Genomic DNA, 19,872 nt, shown 5'->3' on the forward strand with positions numbered 1-19,872 from the left:
TCTAAAACTAACGCGACCAGATCACCATTCAAGACATAACCAAATGAAAATAAACGAATTTACCAACTAAAAAACAGCTATGTCATAGAAATAATTGTGCTATCCATAAAATAAATCGTTTGAACTAAATTAGAAATTTTGTTGATATTAAATTGATTGAAAATATTAAGGATTAATATTTTAAACCTGAATAACAGGTATATATTAGTTGTTTTCGTAACGCCTGTAATTAACTGGCATATTGAAAAGGAGTATAATTAAATGGCTTTAAGGAAAGATGACTGGCATCCCGCAGATATTATTGCGGCACTGCGCAAACAAGGCACAACGTTAGCTGCGCTTTCACGTCAGTCAGGTTTAAGTTCATCAACCTTAGCTAACGCTTTAGTTAGACCATGGCCAAAGGGCGAATGGCTGATCGCTAATGAGCTAAGAATTCATCCCTCTGAAATCTGGCCTAGTCGCTACTTTGATGCTAGAACCAATAAACTACTTGTATGTCGTCAGCAGAAGAATAAAAAAGATACTTCCGATAGTTTCTAAAATGTAGGAACCGACTAAAACTAAATAAATTGATAAATAGGATTAGGTAAGTAAAGCAACATTTAAGCAAATTTTTATCATAAAAAAACCGCTACCGGTGAGCCTGATAGCGGTTTTCCATTATTCATACTGGCTATTAGCCCTGAATGAATTTTTCACCTAACTCAATATCTTTATGCAAAACGTCAAGCATAGAATCGAGCGCTTGTTGTTCAAAAGCAGATAATGTACCTATCGATTTTATCGACTCAATACCGTTCTTACCCAGAACTAAAGGTTGGGCGAAGAAACGGGAATATTGACCATCCCCTTCAACATAAGCGCACTCAACAACATTGCCTGCGCCCTGCATTGCCTTAACTAACGACAGCGCAAAACGAGCAGCAGCCTGACCCATTGACAGAGTGGCAGACCCACCACCGGCTTTGGCTTCAACCACTTCAGTACCCGCATTCTGAATGCGTTTAGTCAGGTTTTCAATTTCAGAATCAGTAAAGCTAACGCCGGAAATCTGTGACAATAGAGGTAAAATAGTTACGCCAGAATGGCCCCCAATAACCGGAACTTCAACCTCAGAGGGCTGTTTACCTTTCAGCGCAGCAACGAAGGTGTTTGAACGAATAATGTCCAACGTTGTGATGCCGAATAATTTATTCTTATCATATACACCCGCCTTTTTTAACACCTCGGCAGCAATCGCTACCGTCGTGTTTACAGGGTTAGTAATGATACCGATGCAGGCTTTCGGGCATACTTGAGCAACTTGCTCAATCAAGTTACGCACGATACCAGCATTAATATTGAACAGATCGGAACGGTCCATGCCAGGCTTTCGAGCAACACCGGCAGAAATTAGAACAACATCAGCGCCTTGTAGCGCTGGCTTAGCATCTTCGCCACTAAATCCCTTGACCTCAACGGCAGTAGGAATGTGGCTTAAATCAACAGCAACGCCCGGAGTAACCGGTGCGATATCATAAAGGGATAGTTCAGAATTTGCGGGTAATTGCGTTTTCAGTAATAAAGCGAGAGCCTGACCAATACCTCCTGCAGCCCCAAGTACTGTAACTTTCATTTATTACTCCTTTGTATTGCATTTAATGTGTTATTGGAATCTATTCGTTAAGCTTAAAGGATGAAAAGCGCGATAACAAACATTAAGCCAGCATATTGAGACGTAACCCAAGAAATAAGTAGTTAAATACATTAAGTTCACCACAATATATAAAGATTTTTGAGTCTGGCGCGATTTTTATTCATAATGAGTACATTGTTATCTAACTATCGGCGGTAAATGATGCGAAGCCCTGCAAAGCAAGACGATCTGGTGAAAGCCTTTAAGGCGCTATTGAAAGAAGAGAAGCTCAGCTCTCAAGGTGAAATAGTACAAGCTTTACAAGATGAAGGTTTCGAGAACATCAACCAGTCCAAAATATCCCGCATGCTAACCAAGTATGGCGCGGTACGGATTCGGAATGCCAAAATGGAGATGGTTTATTGCCTGCCAAGCGAGCTTGGAGTCCCAACGGCAACCAGCCCTTTGAAAAATTTGATTCTGGACGTCGACTATAACGACTCTTTAGTCGTTATACACACCAGCCCGGGGGCGGCACAATTACTTGCCCGCCTACTCGATTCAATTGGTAAGTCAGAAGGTATCCTTGGTACGATTGCCGGCGATGACACTATATTTACCACACCAGCCAGAGGTTTCAGCGTAGAACAGCTATACGAAGCCATACAAGATCTGTTTGAGCAAGAGCTTTAGTTAACGCGTAGAGTTGATTAAATGAAAAGGCCTTCATAATTGAAGGCCTTTTGCTATTGAGCTAATCGCCCAACGTCAGAGCAACCCTTTCTGTGCTAAGCCAGACAATAACTTATCGTGGATACCACCAAAGCCGCCATTACTCATCACTAAAATATAATCGCCAGGCTGAGCCGTTTTCACGATAATATTAACCAGAACGTCTAAATCTCCAGACCAATGAGCAGGCTGAATACAAGCGTCCGCTACCTCAGATATTTGCCATGGAAGACTTTCTGGTTGCAGTAAGAAAACCTCATCAGCCCGGCCAAGAGCCGGCGCCAGATCGTTTTTGCTTACGCCCATCTTCATAGTATTAGAGCGGGGTTCAAGCACCGCTAAAATTCTGGCAGTACCGCCAACCTTGCCTCTCAGCGCCGCCAGCGTAGCAACTATAGCCGTCGGATGATGAGCAAAATCGTCATAAACGGCGATACCATTAACTTCACCTTTTAACTCAAGGCGACGTCGGGCATTAATAAAATCGCCGAGGGCAACACACGCATCTTTTGGCTGCACGCCAACGTGGCGGGCCGCAGCAATAGCCATCAGGCCGTTATGCATATTATGCTCACCCACTAATGCCCATTGCACTTCCCCGACGACCTCGCCGTTAAGTAACACCTGATAATGGCTGGCATCGGCATTCAGTTTGTTAGCACCCCATTGCTGGCCATCACCCAAGTATTCGAGCTCACTCCAGCATCCCATATTGATAACCTGTTTCAAATTCAGATCGTTCTCCGGCAGGATTATCTTACCTTTGCCGGGAACCAAACGAACCAAATGATGGAACTGCTTTTGTATTGCTGCCAGATCGTCGAAAATATCTGCATGGTCAAACTCTAAGTTGTTCAATACCAAAGTGCGCGGGCAGTAATGAACAAATTTGGAGCGTTTATCAAAAAAAGCACTGTCATATTCATCGGCTTCAATGACAAAAAACGGGCTATCGCCGAGGCGAGCCGAAACGTCAAAATTGCCCGGAACGCCGCCGATAACGAACCCAGGCTTATAACCACAATATTCAAGGATCCACGCGGCCATACCCGCCGTGGTAGTTTTACCATGAGTACCCGCAATCGCGATAACCCAGCGATCCTGAAGAACGTTGTCGTGTAGCCACTGGGGCCCAGAAACATAGTGAATCCCTTGCTCCATCACGGCTTCAACGCAAGCATTTCCTCGTTTCATAGCATTGCCAATAATCACTAAATCAGGCTGAGGGTCGAGCTGGGATGGGTCATATCCCTGAATCAGTTCGATGCCCTGATTCTCTAATAAAGTACTCATTGGCGGGTAAACGTTAGCGTCAGAACCGGTTACCTGATGCCCGAGAGCACGAGCCAGCATGGCAATGCCGCCCATAAAAGTGCCGCAAATACCGAGAATATGAATGCGCATTGTATTTCCATTTTTCAGGTGTATCGAGTTAGCTCTCATTCTAACGCCTTGGGCTTGCGATAAGAAGAGGAATTACCTATCAATTTCTTTAACCTTTAGTTAAAATTTATCGCACATACAACTGATGGCATACGATTGCCGTTATCCTTTCGGCCTATTCAGGAATCGTTCATGAAAACGTTAGGCGAATTTATCGTCGAGAAGCAGCACGATTTTCCTCACGCTACCGGTGAGCTTACTTCGTTACTATCAGCCATTAAGCTGGGTGCTAAAATTATCCACCGGGATATAAACAAAGCCGGACTGGTTGATATTCTCGGGACTAATGGCGTCTCGAATATACAGGGCGAAGCTCAGATGAAGCTTGATCTGTATGCGAATGAAAAGCTCAAAGCAGCGCTTAAAGCGCGCGGTGAAGTTGCAGGCATTGCATCAGAAGAAGAAGACAACATAGTTATCTTTGAAGGCGAACGGGCTACGAACGCAAAATATGTTGTACTAATGGATCCCTTAGATGGCTCATCCAATATTGATGTAAACGTGTCAGTCGGTACCATTTTCTCTATCTATCGCCGCATTACGCCGTTAGGTCAACCGATTACCGAAGCTGATTTCCTGCAACCGGGCAATCGTCAGGTTGCGGCTGGCTACGTGGTTTATGGTTCATCCACCATGTTAGTTTATACCACTGGTTTTGGCGTTCATGCCTTTACCTATGACTCTTCTATCGGCGTTTTCTGTCTGTCACACGAAAAGGTGCGTTTCCCCGCTACGGGCAATATGTACTCAATCAATGAAGGGAATTACATCAAATTCCCATTAGGCGTAAAAAAATACCTGAAGTATTGTCAAGAGCAGGATGAGGCGACTAACCGCCCTTATACCTCACGATATATTGGCTCTCTGGTGGCCGATTTCCATCGCAACCTGCTAAAAGGCGGTATTTATCTGTACCCAAGTACCGCTTCCCATCCCAAAGGTAAACTGCGTTTACTGTATGAATGTAACCCTATGGCAATGCTGGCAGAACAGGCCGGTGGCCGCGCCAGCGACGGGTTTAGACGAATTCTAGACATTGAGCCTAAAGAGCTTCATCAGCGCATGCCGCTGTTTATCGGCAGCGAAGACATGGTTAAAGATGCTGAGCGCTTTATGCATAACTACCCGGATGAATAATTCCGGACGCTTAGTTCCATAGCACCATCGGATAGCGGGGCAGATAATTCTGCCCCGTTTTTTTATCACTTTGTCAGTACGCTATTGGGCTAGCCATATACCGACAAAATCGCCAGTTGTTTACATTTATGAAACCATTATAATCATTGATGTTTACAACACTGGGGTCAACAATGAGTAGCATCGTTCAAAAAGGTGTCGTGGTATTTATCGCTTTTTGCGCGCTGTCGGGTATCGGCGGCGTCATCCTCGCAGGTTTAATCATTTATAGCCGGGCAACGTCCTGAATAGCCGTATTACCGTTTATTTCGGGGCTTAGTTGCCCATCTCGCTCTACGTATAGCTCGTCTTATAAACAGCTAAATATAATTTCGGTTAATGCTTCAATTATGCCCGCTATCATCAAAAATTGAGGATTCGATCGGAGAGTCGGCTATAATAAGCGCCAATTTCAATCTAATTTTATTTGATAAAAGGAAATAGAGATGAGCCTTAACTTGGTTCCGGCAGGTAAAGACCTTCCAGAAGACATTTACGTTGTAATTGAAATCCCGGCAAACGCCGATCCAATCAAATATGAAGTAGACAAAGAAACCGGCGCCATTTTTGTTGACCGTTTTATGTCAACCGCCATGTTCTACCCATGTAACTACGGCTACATCAACCATACCCTGTCATTAGACGGTGACCCGGTTGACGTACTGGTTCCAACCCCTTATCCACTGGTTCCGGGTGCAGTTATCCGTTGCCGCCCCGTCGGCGTGCTGAAAATGTCGGACGAAGCCGGTGAAGATGCCAAATTAGTCGCCGTACCACACACTAAGCTGAGCAAAGAGTACGATCATATTAAAGACGTCACTGATTTACCTGAGCTACTACGAGCCCAAATTTCTCACTTCTTTGAACATTACAAAGACTTAGAGAAGGGTAAATGGGTTAAAGTGGAAGGCTGGGAAAATGCTGAAGCGGCAAAAGCTGAAATTGTTGCTTCATTTGAGCGAGCGAAGCAGGCTAAATAGTCCATTGCTACCACCTATGATGCTGTTACCACCGATGCGGTAATGACGGACGTAAAAAGAGCGCTACAAGGCGCTCTTTTTTATTACTTCGAAACTAACGACCCAAACTAATTTTAATCGGTCCTGCTCACCCAATCACCGCTATTAATGCGTTTAAGGCCGTCAACAGAATGCAGGTACAGATACATCCAGGCGCTCCCGTATGGCGTTTGAACCAGCTCACGTTTGTAGTCCCGACGATCGTTTTTTAACTCGTCCAGTTCAGCCAGAATAGACGAATCGATCCGATACACTTCACAATCGATCTCACCGTCACCTTTAATGACCGCCGGATAAAGGCCTAAATCATACAGTTCGTAGCCCGGAATGCGATAATCACCGAGCCACTGGGCATTAGTCATCCAATGACTATTCCCCTGTTTGCGTCGTAAACTACCATAAACAATAATTCGCATAATCAAAACTCAAACTGATAAAGTAGATCCAATGCCTGATCGAGGCCAGACACAGCTTCAAGATACAGCCTTGGCATTAACCGATAGCGCAATGTCAGGGTCGCAAGAGAATCGAAAATTCCTACGCCATATTTCACCTGTAGATCTTGCGTAATATAGCCACTCACGACGACGGCAGAGCTATCTCCAACGCCTTGTGTATCTAACGATAGATTTTTTACGCCAAAAGCATCGCCAATTTGGCCGACTAACTTACCGCTTTTAGCAACACCTAACCCTATAAGCATTGAGGTCATCATATCACTGTCACCACCACGGCTGTCTAGTCCCTGCCCTCTTAATAGATAAGAAAGTGCCGCTTGCTGTGACATGGCGGGATCCGAGAATATCTCAACGTGGGGTTCGCTGGCTAATCCGGTAACCCTTACGCCAGCGGTAACGCCATCAGCCGTTGAATCCGGATTACGAATAGCTTCCAAATCGAGCAGAGGTTGATCCGGAGGCCCGGCAAACTGTATCACCCCTTTTTGGATCACAAGATCTTGCCCATATGCCCTGAACTGGCCTTTTGGAATGTTAATTTGCCCGCTAAGCCCCAGCCCTTTCTTATCTTGAGCCACTTTCAACGAGCCTTGCAGGTGAGCTTTCAGCCCAAATGCATTAATCGCAACGTTATCTCCGACATTGATAACTAAGTTACTGCTAATTGGGATCGCCGCCGTTCTCGGCGCGATAGGCTGTAGATTCTGGTCTAGCATCACCTCATCAGGAGATACGCCCGTTGCACTCTCAGGAACGTCCTGAACGGAAATTCTTGCCCATGGAATAGTGACCGACCCGTTAAGCGCCAGCAGCTGAGGCATTGCCTCAAACACAACATCAGGAGACATATCCAGCATGATTGTTGGTGGCATCGCCACGCGGATACGATCGCCCTTAGCCGTAATCGAAGCGCGCCAGGCGGCGGGCTGCTGCCAGTCGGCGTTTCCGCCCAAATTTAGTGCCCCGTTCTCAGTCTGAATTTGGCCGGTCAAATTCGAACTAGTACCGTTAAAGTTCAGCGCTAAATTCCCCTGTTTAATCGTTAGAGGAACCCATTGGCTGTTCAGGCGCAGCTTATCTAAGCTTAGGCTGCCCAAAATTCTAGGGCTTTGAATATTCCCGCCCAAGCGCAGATTAGCATTCAGCGAACCCTCGGCGATTTCACCCTTGACGAGAATGGGTTTTATCAGCGCCAGAGAAAAACCGTCAATTATTACGTTACCGGAAAGATTACGCTGCCCCTGCGGATCGCTGATTTGAACGTCACCGTTAAAGCTGCCGTTATTGGCTACTTTCATCAGCCAGTTCAACTGAGCCCTGTTACCGTTCATATTAGCGTCGATTTTTAACACATCGAACGCAATAGGCAGAGGATACCCTTCAACCATCTGCGTTACCGCTACTCCATTACCGGCTAACGTTAATTTGGCCTGAGGTAGTAAACCATCAGCTTTCCAACTCACATCCGCATTGCCAGTAAAAATGCCTTTTACTTTGGTATCTTTATCCAATAACCGATCCAGCATTGTGAGATCAAATCGGTTCAAAACAATGCTTGCCTGACCGTCAGGACCCGCTTCAATAGCCTTAGGTACGCACAGTTCAGCATTAGGATTACGCCAGCAGTGAGGGCCTACGCTAATCGTCTGGGTAGCATGGCTATAGCCTAATGCAACATCACGGGTTAAACCCCAGTCACCAACCGGAGTGTCAAAAGACGCCTTGCTCAGCGTACCTATCCAGCGTTGTGTCTGGCGATCAAAGCTGCCGTTTAATGCCAACTGGCCGGAAACCGGTTTACCGTCAATATTGAGCTCAAGCTGATGATGTTGCTCATTCCCCTTGGCATCAAGGTTCAATAGGCTAACGTTCAATTCACCCTGCTTAAGCTCATTAACCTGTAGGTTCAATGAGCCGCTAACCTGCTGGGCTGAAACCACATCGCTGTTTAACCTAACGCGCGCAATACTCAACGCCTGCCAGCGCAAACCGCTGGCTGTCAGATCGGCGACTAATTGAGGCGCTTTAGCCGAACCGCTTAGCCTTACCGTGCCTACGGCAACCCCATCAAGACCGGGCATCATACCGGTCAATTTTGGCGCATTAATATTGGCATCCAACAGCCACTGGTCTGACAGATCGCCTTTGATATCCACGGTATTAGGGCCAAGCGTTAAATTAAAGCCCGGAATGACCCATTGCCCTGAATCATTGCCCCAGGCAGATCCTTTGGCCAGCAATCGGTTTTGTTTTATGTTGCCGCTGAGATCGATATCTGAAATATCAATTTGCCAGCTTCCGCCGTATACACTACCTCGGGTAGTTACTTTACCATTTAGCTGAGCGGGCCATTGCGGCCACTGTTTGGCGGTATTCACTCCATCGATCGTCAGAAGCGAGTTCCAACTAATCGCTTTGCTCCAGTCAACAACGCCGCTCAGTTCAGCGTTTCCCTGAAGAGCACTCAACTGCAGGCGAGACAGAGTAAACCGTTCAATATTCCCCTTTCCGTCAACCAGCAGGCTGGCCGGGGGAATGCCGGTCCCTTCCGCGCTGGAACGCAGCGAAAGCGCGTAGTCGGTTGCCTTTCCGTTAAGCCGCAGTCGAGTATTATTCAACTGATATTCACTTTTACCGGTTAGCGGCCACTGAACCTTTTGGCTATCCAACGTGAGCTGTAATGGTAGCCCTGCCGTTGTAAGCTCAGTTTCTGCACTTAGCTGTGCCGCTACCGGCCCGGACAAATTAAGGCCCAGCATTAAGCGACCAACAACGTTCCCGCTTAAAGACAGCTTAGCCTTTTGGCCTTTCAACGGTTCAACATTCGCTACGCCATTCAGCGTGAGGTTAACCGGCCATTGATTTTTTAGCGAAATATCACCGCTCACGGCAGCCATGCCTTCCGGCGCATTCACTTCTAATGACTGAATCTGAATATGGGAATCTTGAGTTATCGCCTGTAGCGTTAAGCGATCGATTTGTATTTGTGAATCAGCGATCAGGCGCAAATTCTCACCGAGCAGGCTTTGCAGGTTGATGTCTACCGGCAGCCGGACATCGGGTAGAGACTCAAGCAGAGGTTTATCAAACAGCGCTTTCAGCCTCTCTCCCGTGGTCTGTGGCTCTTCTGGTGTTGAAACGGTGACAGGCACCTTTGGCGGTTCAGTTTTTGGCAGCACCACCAATAATTGACGTATATTGGTTGGTAAAAGCGTAACGTCTCGCTTCTGCCAACGGGCTCCGCTACGGAATTCATCGAGCGTAATCGCTATGTCGTCAACGGTCACGCTAACGTTATTCAGCCGCAACAGGCTAAGTTCAATAGGGTAAGGCGTTTGGATATCGGTAACCGGATCGCTTTGCGTTTCTGGCGTTTGCGACACAGGCATTTGAGTACTATCAACCTTGACGTCAATATCTTTGGCAGTCACTGCGTTAACGCAGACTTTCCCTTCGCTCAGGCAGGTGAAATTCACCGAGAGGTGAAGCTCGCCAACCGCTACCGATAAACCCGGTTGGCTATAATTAATCTGCGACAGCGTAAGATTACGCCAACTGCCTTCTACGTTAGCTACCTGTAAGCCGGGTACAAAACGGGGAACGTTTTTGATAGTAAACAGCAGACCGGTCTGAGACCCCAGTAGACCGGCCAGCGCGCCTATCAGCAGCACGACCAGTAATACCAAGCTAATGGCGATTCGTTTTACCCACTTCATCCTCATAGTTCCGGCCCTAACCCGATATAAAGCTGTAAACCCTTCTCATCTTTATCACCAATAGGCGCAGCAATATCTAACTTAATTGGCCCAATCGGCGAAGCCCAGCGAACGCCCATGCCAGCACCTTTTTTAAAGGTGTAGTCGTCCAGTTTATTCACCGCATCGCCGCCATCAGCAAAAGTAGCGATCCACCACTTACCGCTGACGTTATATTGATATTCCAGCGAGCCGGTTGCCATCTTTGATGCACCGGTGAGCTTATCGTCACTGTCTTTAGGCGAAATTGACTTGTATTTATATCCGCGAATACTACGGTCACCACCGGCGAAAAAGCGCAATGACGGAGGCACCTTGGAGAAATCACCGGTCTCTATCCAGCCTACATTTCCTCTGGCGATAAAGCGGTGTTTATCGGCTAAAGTTCTGATCCAAACGTTCTGCGCCTGAGCAACCGCAAAATCAACATCAGAACCCCAAGTCGTGTTAGATACGTCTATCGAATAACGCTGACTGTCGCCCCAAAGCGGCATCAAACCACCCCGTTGACGAGTACGGTTAAGGCTAACGCCGGGGTAAAGCAGCATCGTGGTATTAGTATCTAAGCCTTGGGTAAAGTGGTCTAGGCTCCAGGCCATATTCACCGCGCGCTGCCAGCCGCTAGAGCTGTCCCAAAAGCGGGCGACGTTTACTTTGGTGGAATCCGACTGAGTATCGTTTTGGTCTTGCCGTTTAAAGCCGGTTTGCAGTACATAATACTGTTCTAACGGACTTTTTAGCAGGGGAATTTTATAGCTGAAATCAATAGATTGCTCTGGCTGAGAAAGACTCAGGCTGGACTGAAAGCTGTGCCCTTGGGCGTTAACCCAAGGCTTGCGCCAGTTAGCGGTAAGCTTCGGGCCGATATCGGTTGAATAGCCACCGCCTAGCTCAATGATATTTTCGCTTCTGGGCGATAGCTCACCTTCTAAAGGCAGCAATTTATCACCATAAACACCGGTAAACTTTGGCGCGACAACGACGGAGTTAAACCATCCGCTCGAAGAAAGCCGGCGGTTTAATTCTGAAAGCCTGTCGGAGCTATAATAGTCGCCCTCTTTAAAGGGGAGCAGGTTTTGCAAATACTGGTCGTCAATTTGTGAATTAACGAAAGTGACTTTACCAAACCGGTAACGATCGCCGCTGTTAAAATCAATATCCCAAAAAGCCTGAAGTTCACTGGCCGCTACTCCCAGCTGGCTTTTAGTAATATCTGCATCGAAATAGCCACGGCGCAGGGCCAGACTGGTTAATGAACGTTTAAAGCTATCGTAAGTTCCATGATCCAGAATGGTGCCTTTCGATGGAACATCTGTTTTAAACAACCCGATATAGGCTTCATCCTGCTTTGCCTGTCCCTCAATGTTAATTCGAGTTTTCTCAATCCGAATCGGCTCGCCGGGCGTTACTATGGCGAGTAGAACGGGCTTAGTTGCCAGCTCTGGGTGGGTTATTTCAAACCGGATCTCAGGGTTATAGTAACCTTTGGCGCGCAAACCTTTTCGAATTTCTTCATCTACTTGGCGGGTAAAACGCGGGCTATTAACCGCTTCTTCATCAGGAATAGTAGAAAGCAACGCACGAACGTTCTGTTCTAAATCACCGCTAAGACCTTTAACGTCCAGACTTAAGCCTTCACTGGTCGCTGAAGACGCAACTAGAGCTAGCAGGAGCGGTGGGAACATTTTATATCGTGATCGTGGCACGCAGACTCCTAAAATAATCTGACTGATTCACTACAATACCAAGGGTATGAACCGATCGGTTAATCGCATACTCTGTTAATTATTTGTATATTGTCTGCAAAGATACAACATACTTGCCCCTATATCGACAACCTAATTTGGAGTTAATTCATGTTTTCGTTAGATAAAACTAAACTTATTACGCCAGAAAATGCGTTACCGGGTCGTTCAGATACCATGCCCGTTGCGGCGGAACACCAGATATTACACTCATCGATGACAAACATTCCTGACAATATGCTAGTTGCGATGGTGGCAATGGGTTGTTTCTGGGGCGTTGAACGCCTGTTCTGGCAGCAGCCCGGTGTATATAGCACTGCCGCAGGCTATAGTGGCGGAGTCACGCCTAATCCCACCTATCATGAGGTTTGCTCAGGGCAAACCGGGCACGCGGAGGTCGTCAAAATTATCTTTGACCCGGCATTAATCAGCTACCAGGCACTACTAAAACTGTTCTGGGAAAATCACGACCCGGCGCAGGGAATGCGCCAGGGTGGAGACATTGGCACCCAGTACCGTTCCGCTATTTATCCAACCACCGAGCAGCAATTCCAGCAGGCTTTAGACAGTAAGGGAGCCTTCGAGGCCGCAATGCTCATCGCCGGTGATAAACGTATTGTTACCACTGAAATTACGCCAGCACGGCCGTTCTATTTTGCAGAGAATGAACATCAACAGTACCTCGCAAAACACCCTAACGGATACTGTAATCTAAGCGGCATCGGGGTTTGCCTGCCAACGAAGGGATGACCAAGAGTTAAGCAACTGTTATACTAATGGCCGTAGCGGACTAAAACCGATAGACAAGATAGTCCGCCGCCCTTTTTCATATATCCTGAATATTCAACGTAAAATCAATTTCCGACATAACTGCGGATAAACTATGTTAAACAGTCTATTACTAATTATTTTATTGATCGCGATAAGCGCGTTCTTTTCATTTGCCGAAATTTCATTAGCAGCATCACGTAAAATGAAGCTAAAAATGATGGTCGACGAAGGCAACATCAACGCAGAGCGCGTTTTAAAACTACAAGAAACTCCCGGCATTTTCTTTACCGTAGTACAAATTGGTATCAATGCCGTCGCTATTTTAGGCGGTATCGTCGGGGATTCCGCTTTCTCGCCATTTTTAACCGACCTGTTTAGCCGTTTCATGGAACCGGTACTTGCAGAGCAGCTCGGCTTTATCGTCTCATTTACTATCGTCACCAGCCTATTTATTCTGTTTGCAGACTTAACGCCTAAGCGTATCGGTATGACATCTCCGGAAGTGGTAGCCGTACGGATTATCAATCTAATGCGTTTTTGTATTGCCCTATTCCGCCCGCTGGTTTGGATATTCAATGGGATGGCGACGCTAATCTGTCGGCTACTCAAGGTGCCAATGGTACGTAATGACAACATTACCTCTGACGATGTCTATGCCGTGTTCGAAGCCGGAGCGCTGGCTGGGGTGTTACGTAAGCAGGAACATGAGTTAATCGAAAACGTATTTGAATTAGAGTCCAGAACGGTGCCTTCGTCGATGACGGCCCGTGAACACGTGGTTTATTTCGACCTTAACGAACAAGAAGATCAGATTAAAGACAAAATCGCCAATTATCCCCACTCCAAGTTTTTAGTGTGTAATGGCTCTATCGATCAAATCATCGGCTACGTCGATTCCAAAGATCTGCTGATTCGCGTATTGAGTAATCAAAGCCTGACGCTCACTCTCAAAGGCGGCGTTCATATTCATACCCCGCTCATCGTGCCGGACACGTTAACGTTATCTGAAACGCTGGAAAGCTTTAAACTCGCCGGAGAAGATTTTGCCGTTATTCTCAATGAATATGCTCTGGTGGTGGGAATTATTACGCTAAAAGACGTGATGACTACGCTGATGGGCGACTTGATTGGCCCCGGTCAGGAAGAGCAGATTGTGGCCCGTGACGAAAACTCATGGCTGGTAGATGGTGCGACCCCCATTGATGACGTAATGCGAGTGATGTCGATTGATGATTTCCCGCAGTCCGACAACTATGAAACTATCGGCGGCTTCATGATGTTTATGCTGCGCAAAATTCCAAAGCGTACGGATTCAGTCAAACATGCCGGATTTAAATTTGAAGTGGTTGATATCGATAGCTATAAGATTGATCAGCTGCTGGTTACCCGCATTGAAAACAAGGTGATTCCAGTAGCGATAGAAGAAAGTAAAAAAGTGGACTAACTCGTAGTGCGAAATCGCTAAACCTTAAAACACAAAATGGCCATCTGAAAGGATGGCCATTTTATTCACCGTCAGGCAAATTGGGCCCGCAACTCTCTTACTTCACGGTTTACCTCAGCCATAACGCTGAAGTGAAGCTTATCACATACCTTTGGAAGCAAAATTTTTCCCATGTCAAACTCAAAGGCACCAATACCTTTGATATACAACCGCCCACGGAATAGAGTCTTCACATACAAAGCAACCCGCTGCGGATTGTAACTAGGGAAGATTTTCATTTTACGCCCTCCATCATTGTTTTTAGCTTAACACCACTATAGCTGTAGCCACGAAATGACCCGATAGTGGCGTGAGCTATTACATTTAGTTAACACTACAATCGCATCCGTATATAGCTTCTTTAATGTTATTTACACTATCAGCCATAATACCGACTCGATGACGAACACCATTAACTATAGAAACAAATCGAGGATCTATCGAATAAAAAACTAACAAATAAATTTATTTCAATATATAAGACCAATTAGCTCCATTTATTCCGCGGGTTAGCCGACACATAAAAACCGGGATTAATAAAAGACTCCACGGGAGAATAGTCCAAACTGACATCATCCCAATTGTTCACCTGCAGGCCCGCTGCTAACGCAATGGCATGCCCGGCAGCGGTATCCCAAATACAGGTCGGCCCAAAGCGCGGATAAATCTGAGCGTTCCCTTCCGCCACTAAACAAAACTTAAGCGATGACCCGACGGCCATCGTCTCATACTGCCCCAATGAAGAAAGAAAATCCTCCAGTTGTTGGTCTCTATGCGATCGACTGCACACTACGTTTGGCGGATAAGCACGTTTGGCCTTAATTTCCTTGCGTTTACCGTTAGACTCTTTCCAAGCGACGTTATTCTCAGCGGCGTATAGCAGGTCAAGCACCGGCGCATAGACCACGCCCATAACCGGAATGCCGTTATTAATCAGAGCAATATTTACCGTAAATTCACCGTTGTGGCTGAGGAATTCTTTGGTGCCATCCAGCGGATCGACTAACCAGTAGCGCTGCCAGTGACGACGAATTTCCCAATCCTGAGGCGCTTCTTCTGAAAGTATGGGGATATCTGGCGTAAGGGTAGTCAGGCCTTGAACGATCAAACGATGAGCAGCCAAATCCGCAGCCGTTACCGGAGAATGGTCGGACTTCAAGCTGGCTTCAACCGGTTTATCTCCCTGATAGATAGCCATAATAGCGTCCCCGGCCTCACGGGATAAAAGACAGATTGCCTCCAGCATTTCAGATAACCGATGCATGATAAATACCTATATTGCCATTCAAATTATTAATACCCAGATTAGCTATTTTTTTCGCAATAGCCAGTGTGTTAACGGCATGACTTATTACTAAATAGTATTACCCACCCCAAAAGGTAGAGCAGGGAAACTTAGCCTTATTTATCGGAAATTTAGCTAACATAGAATAAAAAAAGAGCGGATTACGCACAGCGTAGTCATTACATAAAAAAACGCCGGCATCGCCAGCGTTTTCTATTTAAAGATCGTCAATTGCTACAGAATTTCTATCAGTTCGACGTCAAATATTAATGTACTAAACGGTGGAATCGCCGCGCCAGCGCCACGCTCACCATAAGCCAGATTATGAGGAATGGTTAATTTCCATTTAGAACCAACAGGCATCAGGGTTAAAGCTTCAATCCAGCCAGCGATAACGCCGCTAACTGCAAATTCTGCCGGCTCACCGCGCTGTATTGAACTATCAAATACGGTTCCGTCAGTCAGCATGCCTGCATAATGAACGCGCACGCGATCCTGGCGGGAAGGAACTGCTCCCTCGCCCTTAGCCAGCACTTCAAACTGCAGGCCAGACTCGGTGACGTTTACTTCACAACGCTTGGCATTATCTTCCAGAAAGCGGACACCATCTTCAGCCATTTGCTTTTGTTTCTCAATACGCGCTTTATCAGCACGCTCATGAATTTCACGCAGAGCACGGTGAACGGCGTCAACCGGTACTGACGGGTGATTGCCGTTTAGTGCGTCAGTTAGACCGGCTAATAGAGCTTCAGGCTGTAAACCTTCTAATCCGGACTCTTGTAACTGCTGCCCCACTTGTAAACCAATGCCATAGCTGGCCTGAGATTCTACGCAATCAAAAGATGGCTTAGTCATCGTTTTTCCTTAGGATCGATAAAATAAAAATGAAGCATAGCACAGCATACTTTTAGGAAAAATTTAGATCGCTAAAAATACACAAACACACCAAATTAACAACTATTCGGAAAGCTCAACGTTAGCTCGCTCAATACTTCGTTTACTCAGCAGCCAGACAATAATCCCCAACAGGCTCAAAATACCGCCGACAACAGAAACGCCTATCCATTGAGCATATTGATACGCAGCGGCTGAAATCAATGAGCCAAACGCTCCGCCAATAAAATAGCTCGTCATATAACCAGCCGTCAGGCGGCTGCGGGCTTCCGGCATCATGCGATAAATCATAGTCTGATTAGTCACATGAACGGCCTGAACGGCCAGATCGAGTACGATAATCCCGACCAACAGCGCCCAAAGAGAATATTGCCCAAAAGCGACCAGTAGCCATGAGCTAAATAATAATAATAGGCCAACTGTGGTAGTCCGTCCTGATTTTCCCCGATCGGCTAAGCGGCCAGCACCGTTTGCGGCCAGTGCACCGGCCGCACCCACTAATCCAAACAGTCCTATAACTGCTTCAGAGTAGTGATAGGGGCCACCGGCCAGTAGAAAAGCCATTGAGGTCCAGAGCACGCTGAAATTAGCAAAGGATAAAGCGCCCAGCAACGCTCTGGTTCGTAATGTGGCGTTGTGCGTAAATAGAAAGATAATAGAGACCAGCAGCTGAGGGTAGTTCAATCCGCTGTGCTGTTTATAGCGAGGTAGGGCTCGCCATAAAATCAGGGCCATCAGTATCATTAGCCCACTGGCAACCCAATAAACCGTACGCCACCCGCCCAATGACGCCAGTAATCCAGCAACCGTTCGGGCCAATAAAATCCCCAACAGCAATCCGCTCATAATCATGCCGACCACTTTTCCGCGTTTTTCAGGCGAAGCCAGCGTAGCCGCCAAAGGAACCAGGATTTGGGCGACCACGGAGAATAGCCCGGTCAGCGCCGTGCCAACAATCACCCACAAAATGGTAGAAGACAGCGCAGTGATCAACAGCCCTGCGGCAGAAAGCAGCGTCATCAATACGATCAAACCCCGGCGCTCAAACATATCACCGAGAGGAACAATGAACATCAGCCCGGCAGCATAGCCTAACTGAGCGGCGGTAACAATAAACCCAGCCTGGCTCACGGTAAGCTCAAAGTTACTCGCGATAGTCTCCAGCAGAGGCTGAGCATAATAGTTACTGGCAACGGCCAGACCGGTGGCGATCGACATCAGGACGATGAGGGCCGGCGTTAATGATTTATTAACCGTATTTTGATTCATAATCTAGATTCTTAACGTGACAATATCTTCAGTATCCGGCAGTTTCAGCAATTCTTACAGCGTAAATTTAAAACAGCCTACCTACGATCTGGCGGCTGCTCGGGAACAACGCTTTCAAACGCAATCAGGTACTGACTTCAATCAGTAAGAACCCACATTCAGGTTAACTAAAGTGGATAGTCGATAACTTGAGGAAACTTAGAGTAGCCGATATATATTATTTACATACGCTAGGTAATTCGCTCTATTATGGATAAGATAACGCCAGAGCAACACTCGTTTTTATGATTTTTGCAGATTGCTAAACGCTTAACAAAGTAAGGATGGAGTGGAGTAATGCAGGTAAACAGAGGCAGAAAAAGAGCATCCATAAACAGTCAGCCAATAAAAGTCGGGTTATCAAAACTGTGGCATCTGTCTGACAGCTTTGACTGGATGTCTCCGCTACCTTATCCACATCGCCGGGGTATTATACTGGCGACGCTATTACTGCTTATCGCCTTCTTCTGGCCCAGCTCGGTACCAGACGTCCAAACAGGTAGCAATCCGGCTACCCCGGTTGATACTGCTGCCACTACTGGGCAAAACCAGCCGCCTAGCTCAAATACGGCAGAACCCCATAACGCTGACCAGACTCCAGCAATAGAGCCGCCAGCGCAGCAAAATACGCAAACAGCGCTTTCACCGCCGCCTCTCCAGCCAGAACAAACGCAGCCGGCAGAGCAAATAAGCTCAACGACTCCGGCAGATGCAGGGCAATGGAAAGAGTTCACGGTTCAGAAAGGCCACACGCTGACACAATTATTCAGAGACAATAACTATACGGTGTCTGATGCATTCTTGATGGCAAGGGTTGAAGGTCAGGGTCGGCCGATTAATGAACTTCAGGTTGGCCAAAAAATCAAAGTTAGAGTAGCTCACGATCGGCAGGTCACGGCGCTGGAAGTAGAACTTACGCCGAACAGGTCCGCGTTATTTATCCGACAAAGTAACGGTAGTTTTAAACGTGAACGCTAAGTTTCTGTTGTAAAAAATCCCGCAACACCACGGCCTGATTATGTATCCTGTCTTTATTAGCAAACAGCAGCGTCACTAGTTTTCCCTGTCGTAATAGCTCTACGAGAGGTAGCCAATCGTCACTCGCCTCCAGCTCAGCAAGATATAGCACGCGAAACTCCGGCCAGCGGTTAGGATCGTCATGAACCCAGCGCCGCAGGTCTGCACTAGGCGCGATACTTTTTAGCCAAGGTACGCCGGTCAGTCGGATCTTACTAATACCCCGTGGCCACAAGCGATCGACCAGAAAACTGTTTTCTGCCGCAGGAACCGGAATATCATAAACACGAACCAGTTGGATATTTTCAGTGGTCATATCGTTTTCCTTGTGCGATCTGGATTTCCCAATACCAATTCCAGTTTAAAGCCCTACAGTAAAAAATAAAAACCCTAAAAAGCAAAACGCCGACATAAGCCGGCGTTTTTTAACATGGTAAGAAAACTAAATATTAGTCTTCAGCAACCACGATCACGTTCAGTTTAGCGAATACTTCGCTATGGACTTGGAAGCTAATTTCGTACTCACCAATGTTGCGTAAAACGCCATCTGGCAGACGAACTTCGCTCTTAGCCACTTCCACGCCTGCTGCAGTAACTGCATCAGAAATGTCACGTGTACCGATAGAGCCAAACAGTTTTCCTTCATCGCCTGCTTTAGAAGCGATAGTCACGCTGCCCAGATTATTGATCTTAGCCGCGCGAGCTTCAGCTGCTGTCAGAACGCCAGCCAATTTGGCTTCTAATTCTGCACGGCGAGCTTCGAAGTACTCAACGTTTTTCTTGGTTGCCGGAACCGCTTTACCTTGCGGAACCAGATAGTTGCGAGCATAGCCCGACTTAACGTTAACTTGATCACCTAGGCTGCCTAAGTTAGCAACTTTATCAAGTAGAATAACTTGCATTACCGTATCCTCTCTAAGTTCGTGGACAGTTGCCGATTACTGATGACGATCAGTATACGGTAACAAAGACAGGTAACGCGCGCGCTTAATAGCACGAGCCAGCTGACGCTGGTATTTTGCGCGAGTACCGGTGATACGGCTCGGGACAATTTTCCCGCTCTCGGTGATATAATTTTTTAGCGTTGCGATATCTTTATAGTCAATCTCAATAACGCCTTCCGCGGTGAAACGGCAGAACTTGCGACGACGGAAATAACGTGCCATTT

Annotated in this window: 20 protein-coding genes; 8 read left to right on the plus strand and 12 right to left on the minus strand. The window is 46.7% G+C overall.

Features of this window, described 5'->3' with window-relative positions; genetic code table 11:
• The first annotated feature begins 261 nt into the window (after positions 1–261).
• Positions 262–543 (plus strand): helix-turn-helix domain-containing protein, encoded by a 282-nt coding sequence (locus GVI43_RS13255; protein WP_159567338.1) that lies wholly within the window; start codon positions 262–264, stop codon positions 541–543.
• Positions 544–679: 136 nt separating this feature from the next.
• Here GVI43_RS13255 and mdh read toward each other — a convergent pair whose 3' ends face one another.
• The gene (mdh, locus tag GVI43_RS13260) at positions 680–1,618 is read right to left on the minus strand and encodes a malate dehydrogenase (protein ID WP_159567339.1); all 939 of its coding nucleotides are present in this window, start codon (positions 1,616–1,618) and stop codon (positions 680–682) included.
• Positions 1,619–1,840: 222 nt separating this feature from the next.
• On the opposite strand from mdh, the gene argR reads away from it, so the two are divergent.
• Entirely contained in the window at positions 1,841–2,311 is a 471-nt protein-coding gene (gene argR, locus GVI43_RS13265; protein ID WP_159567385.1) for a transcriptional regulator ArgR, read from the plus strand.
• 75 nt (positions 2,312–2,386) lie between these two features.
• On the opposite strand, the gene mpl is transcribed toward argR, so the two are convergent.
• Complete coding sequence (gene mpl, locus GVI43_RS13270; RefSeq protein WP_159567340.1) at positions 2,387–3,754, minus strand: UDP-N-acetylmuramate:L-alanyl-gamma-D-glutamyl-meso-diaminopimelate ligase; 1,368 nt, start codon at positions 3,752–3,754, stop codon at positions 2,387–2,389.
• A 171-nt stretch (positions 3,755–3,925) separates the two neighbouring features.
• On the opposite strand from mpl, the gene fbp reads away from it, so the two are divergent.
• From fbp to ppa, 3 genes are all read left to right on the plus strand, one after another.
• Positions 3,926–4,930, plus strand: a complete 1,005-nt coding sequence (gene fbp, locus GVI43_RS13275; protein ID WP_159567341.1) for a class 1 fructose-bisphosphatase — start codon at positions 3,926–3,928, stop codon at positions 4,928–4,930.
• Between the two features lie 173 nt (positions 4,931–5,103).
• Entirely contained in the window at positions 5,104–5,217 is a 114-nt protein-coding gene (locus tag GVI43_RS16090) for a protein YohO (RefSeq protein WP_425482153.1), read from the plus strand.
• 198 nt (positions 5,218–5,415) lie between these two features.
• Positions 5,416–5,949 (plus strand): inorganic diphosphatase, encoded by a 534-nt coding sequence (ppa, locus tag GVI43_RS13280; protein ID WP_159567342.1) that lies wholly within the window; start codon positions 5,416–5,418, stop codon positions 5,947–5,949.
• Between the two features lie 113 nt (positions 5,950–6,062).
• Here ppa and GVI43_RS13285 read toward each other — a convergent pair whose 3' ends face one another.
• The 3 genes from GVI43_RS13285 to tamA are packed head-to-tail and all read right to left on the minus strand — an operon-like array spanning position 6,063 to position 11,886.
• Positions 6,063–6,404 (minus strand): gamma-glutamylcyclotransferase family protein, encoded by a 342-nt coding sequence (locus GVI43_RS13285; RefSeq protein WP_159567343.1) that lies wholly within the window; start codon positions 6,402–6,404, stop codon positions 6,063–6,065.
• A gap of 2 nt (positions 6,405–6,406) precedes the next feature.
• On the minus strand, positions 6,407–10,162 hold the full coding sequence (tamB, locus tag GVI43_RS13290; RefSeq protein WP_159567344.1) for an autotransporter assembly complex protein TamB: 3,756 nt from the start codon (positions 10,160–10,162) through the stop codon (positions 6,407–6,409).
• Positions 10,163–10,164: 2 nt separating this feature from the next.
• Entirely contained in the window at positions 10,165–11,886 is a 1,722-nt protein-coding gene (gene tamA / locus GVI43_RS13295) for an autotransporter assembly complex protein TamA (RefSeq protein WP_159567386.1), read from the minus strand.
• A 171-nt stretch (positions 11,887–12,057) separates the two neighbouring features.
• On the opposite strand from tamA, the gene msrA reads away from it, so the two are divergent.
• Together msrA and paeA are read left to right on the plus strand one after the other, a co-directional pair.
• Complete coding sequence (msrA, locus tag GVI43_RS13300; RefSeq protein ID WP_159567345.1) at positions 12,058–12,696, plus strand: peptide-methionine (S)-S-oxide reductase MsrA; 639 nt, start codon at positions 12,058–12,060, stop codon at positions 12,694–12,696.
• A 133-nt stretch (positions 12,697–12,829) separates the two neighbouring features.
• Positions 12,830–14,161: a polyamine export protein PaeA gene (paeA, locus tag GVI43_RS13305; RefSeq protein WP_159567346.1), complete on the plus strand. Its 1,332-nt coding sequence runs from the start codon at positions 12,830–12,832 to the stop codon at positions 14,159–14,161.
• Positions 14,162–14,232: 71 nt separating this feature from the next.
• Here the strand turns inward: paeA and GVI43_RS13310 are convergent, their stop codons facing one another.
• The 4 genes from GVI43_RS13310 to GVI43_RS13325 all read right to left on the minus strand — a co-directional run bounded on the left by GVI43_RS13310 (position 14,233) and on the right by GVI43_RS13325 (position 17,648).
• Complete coding sequence (locus GVI43_RS13310; RefSeq protein WP_159567347.1) at positions 14,233–14,439, minus strand: DUF1107 domain-containing protein; 207 nt, start codon at positions 14,437–14,439, stop codon at positions 14,233–14,235.
• 248 nt (positions 14,440–14,687) lie between these two features.
• Complete coding sequence (cysQ, locus tag GVI43_RS13315) at positions 14,688–15,446, minus strand: 3'(2'),5'-bisphosphate nucleotidase CysQ (protein ID WP_159567387.1); 759 nt, start codon at positions 15,444–15,446, stop codon at positions 14,688–14,690.
• 273 nt (positions 15,447–15,719) lie between these two features.
• Positions 15,720–16,340: a BamJ family beta-barrel-assembly machinery protein gene (bamJ, locus tag GVI43_RS13320; RefSeq protein ID WP_159567348.1), complete on the minus strand. Its 621-nt coding sequence runs from the start codon at positions 16,338–16,340 to the stop codon at positions 15,720–15,722.
• Between the two features lie 102 nt (positions 16,341–16,442).
• Entirely contained in the window at positions 16,443–17,648 is a 1,206-nt protein-coding gene (locus GVI43_RS13325; protein WP_159567349.1) for an MFS transporter, read from the minus strand.
• A 336-nt stretch (positions 17,649–17,984) separates the two neighbouring features.
• Here GVI43_RS13325 and GVI43_RS13330 point away from each other — a divergent pair, with 336 nt between their 5' ends.
• Complete coding sequence (locus GVI43_RS13330) at positions 17,985–18,665, plus strand: LysM-like peptidoglycan-binding domain-containing protein (protein WP_159567350.1); 681 nt, start codon at positions 17,985–17,987, stop codon at positions 18,663–18,665.
• Here GVI43_RS13330 and GVI43_RS13335 read toward each other — a convergent pair.
• The 3 genes from GVI43_RS13335 to rpsR form a co-directional block, all read right to left on the minus strand.
• Positions 18,649–19,020 carry a DUF488 domain-containing protein gene (locus GVI43_RS13335; RefSeq protein ID WP_159567351.1) on the minus strand — a complete coding sequence of 124 codons (372 nt, stop codon included), beginning with the start codon at positions 19,018–19,020 and terminating at the stop codon, positions 18,649–18,651. The two genes, GVI43_RS13330 and GVI43_RS13335, sit on opposite strands and share 17 nt — an antisense overlap.
• Positions 19,021–19,153: 133 nt before the next feature.
• Complete coding sequence (gene rplI, locus GVI43_RS13340; protein WP_159567352.1) at positions 19,154–19,606, minus strand: 50S ribosomal protein L9; 453 nt, start codon at positions 19,604–19,606, stop codon at positions 19,154–19,156.
• A gap of 36 nt (positions 19,607–19,642) precedes the next feature.
• Positions 19,643–19,870 carry a 30S ribosomal protein S18 gene (gene rpsR / locus GVI43_RS13345; protein WP_048637617.1) on the minus strand — a complete coding sequence of 76 codons (228 nt, stop codon included), beginning with the start codon at positions 19,868–19,870 and terminating at the stop codon, positions 19,643–19,645.
• Between the last annotated feature and the right edge of the window lie 2 nt (positions 19,871–19,872).

This window comes from Budvicia diplopodorum (assembly GCF_009800925.1).
In the GTDB taxonomy this organism is placed as follows: domain Bacteria; phylum Pseudomonadota; class Gammaproteobacteria; order Enterobacterales; family Enterobacteriaceae; genus Budvicia; species Budvicia diplopodorum.

Bases quoted from the DNA above. Each gene is read 5' to 3' on its own strand.
- GVI43_RS13255 (WP_159567338.1), top strand. From the start codon at position 262: ATGGCTTTAAGGAAAGATGACTGGCATCCCGCAGATATTATTGCGGCA.
- mdh (WP_159567339.1), bottom strand. From the start codon at position 1,618: ATGAAAGTTACAGTACTTGGGGCTGCAGGAGGTATTGGTCAGGCTCTC.
- argR (WP_159567385.1), top strand. From the start codon at position 1,841: ATGCGAAGCCCTGCAAAGCAAGACGATCTGGTGAAAGCCTTTAAGGCG.
- mpl (WP_159567340.1), bottom strand. From the start codon at position 3,754: ATGCGCATTCATATTCTCGGTATTTGCGGCACTTTTATGGGCGGCATT.
- fbp (WP_159567341.1), top strand. From the start codon at position 3,926: ATGAAAACGTTAGGCGAATTTATCGTCGAGAAGCAGCACGATTTTCCT.
- GVI43_RS16090 (WP_425482153.1), top strand. From the start codon at position 5,104: ATGAGTAGCATCGTTCAAAAAGGTGTCGTGGTATTTATCGCTTTTTGC.
- ppa (WP_159567342.1), top strand. From the start codon at position 5,416: ATGAGCCTTAACTTGGTTCCGGCAGGTAAAGACCTTCCAGAAGACATT.
- GVI43_RS13285 (WP_159567343.1), bottom strand. From the start codon at position 6,404: ATGCGAATTATTGTTTATGGTAGTTTACGACGCAAACAGGGGAATAGT.
- tamB (WP_159567344.1), bottom strand. From the start codon at position 10,162: ATGAAGTGGGTAAAACGAATCGCCATTAGCTTGGTATTACTGGTCGTG.
- tamA (WP_159567386.1), bottom strand. From the start codon at position 11,886: ATGTTCCCACCGCTCCTGCTAGCTCTAGTTGCGTCTTCAGCGACCAGT.
- msrA (WP_159567345.1), top strand. From the start codon at position 12,058: ATGTTTTCGTTAGATAAAACTAAACTTATTACGCCAGAAAATGCGTTA.
- paeA (WP_159567346.1), top strand. From the start codon at position 12,830: ATGTTAAACAGTCTATTACTAATTATTTTATTGATCGCGATAAGCGCG.
- GVI43_RS13310 (WP_159567347.1), bottom strand. From the start codon at position 14,439: ATGAAAATCTTCCCTAGTTACAATCCGCAGCGGGTTGCTTTGTATGTG.
- cysQ (WP_159567387.1), bottom strand. From the start codon at position 15,446: ATGCTGGAGGCAATCTGTCTTTTATCCCGTGAGGCCGGGGACGCTATT.
- bamJ (WP_159567348.1), bottom strand. From the start codon at position 16,340: ATGACTAAGCCATCTTTTGATTGCGTAGAATCTCAGGCCAGCTATGGC.
- GVI43_RS13325 (WP_159567349.1), bottom strand. From the start codon at position 17,648: ATGAATCAAAATACGGTTAATAAATCATTAACGCCGGCCCTCATCGTC.
- GVI43_RS13330 (WP_159567350.1), top strand. From the start codon at position 17,985: ATGCAGGTAAACAGAGGCAGAAAAAGAGCATCCATAAACAGTCAGCCA.
- GVI43_RS13335 (WP_159567351.1), bottom strand. From the start codon at position 19,020: ATGACCACTGAAAATATCCAACTGGTTCGTGTTTATGATATTCCGGTT.
- rplI (WP_159567352.1), bottom strand. From the start codon at position 19,606: ATGCAAGTTATTCTACTTGATAAAGTTGCTAACTTAGGCAGCCTAGGT.
- rpsR (WP_048637617.1), bottom strand. From the start codon at position 19,870: ATGGCACGTTATTTCCGTCGTCGCAAGTTCTGCCGTTTCACCGCGGAA.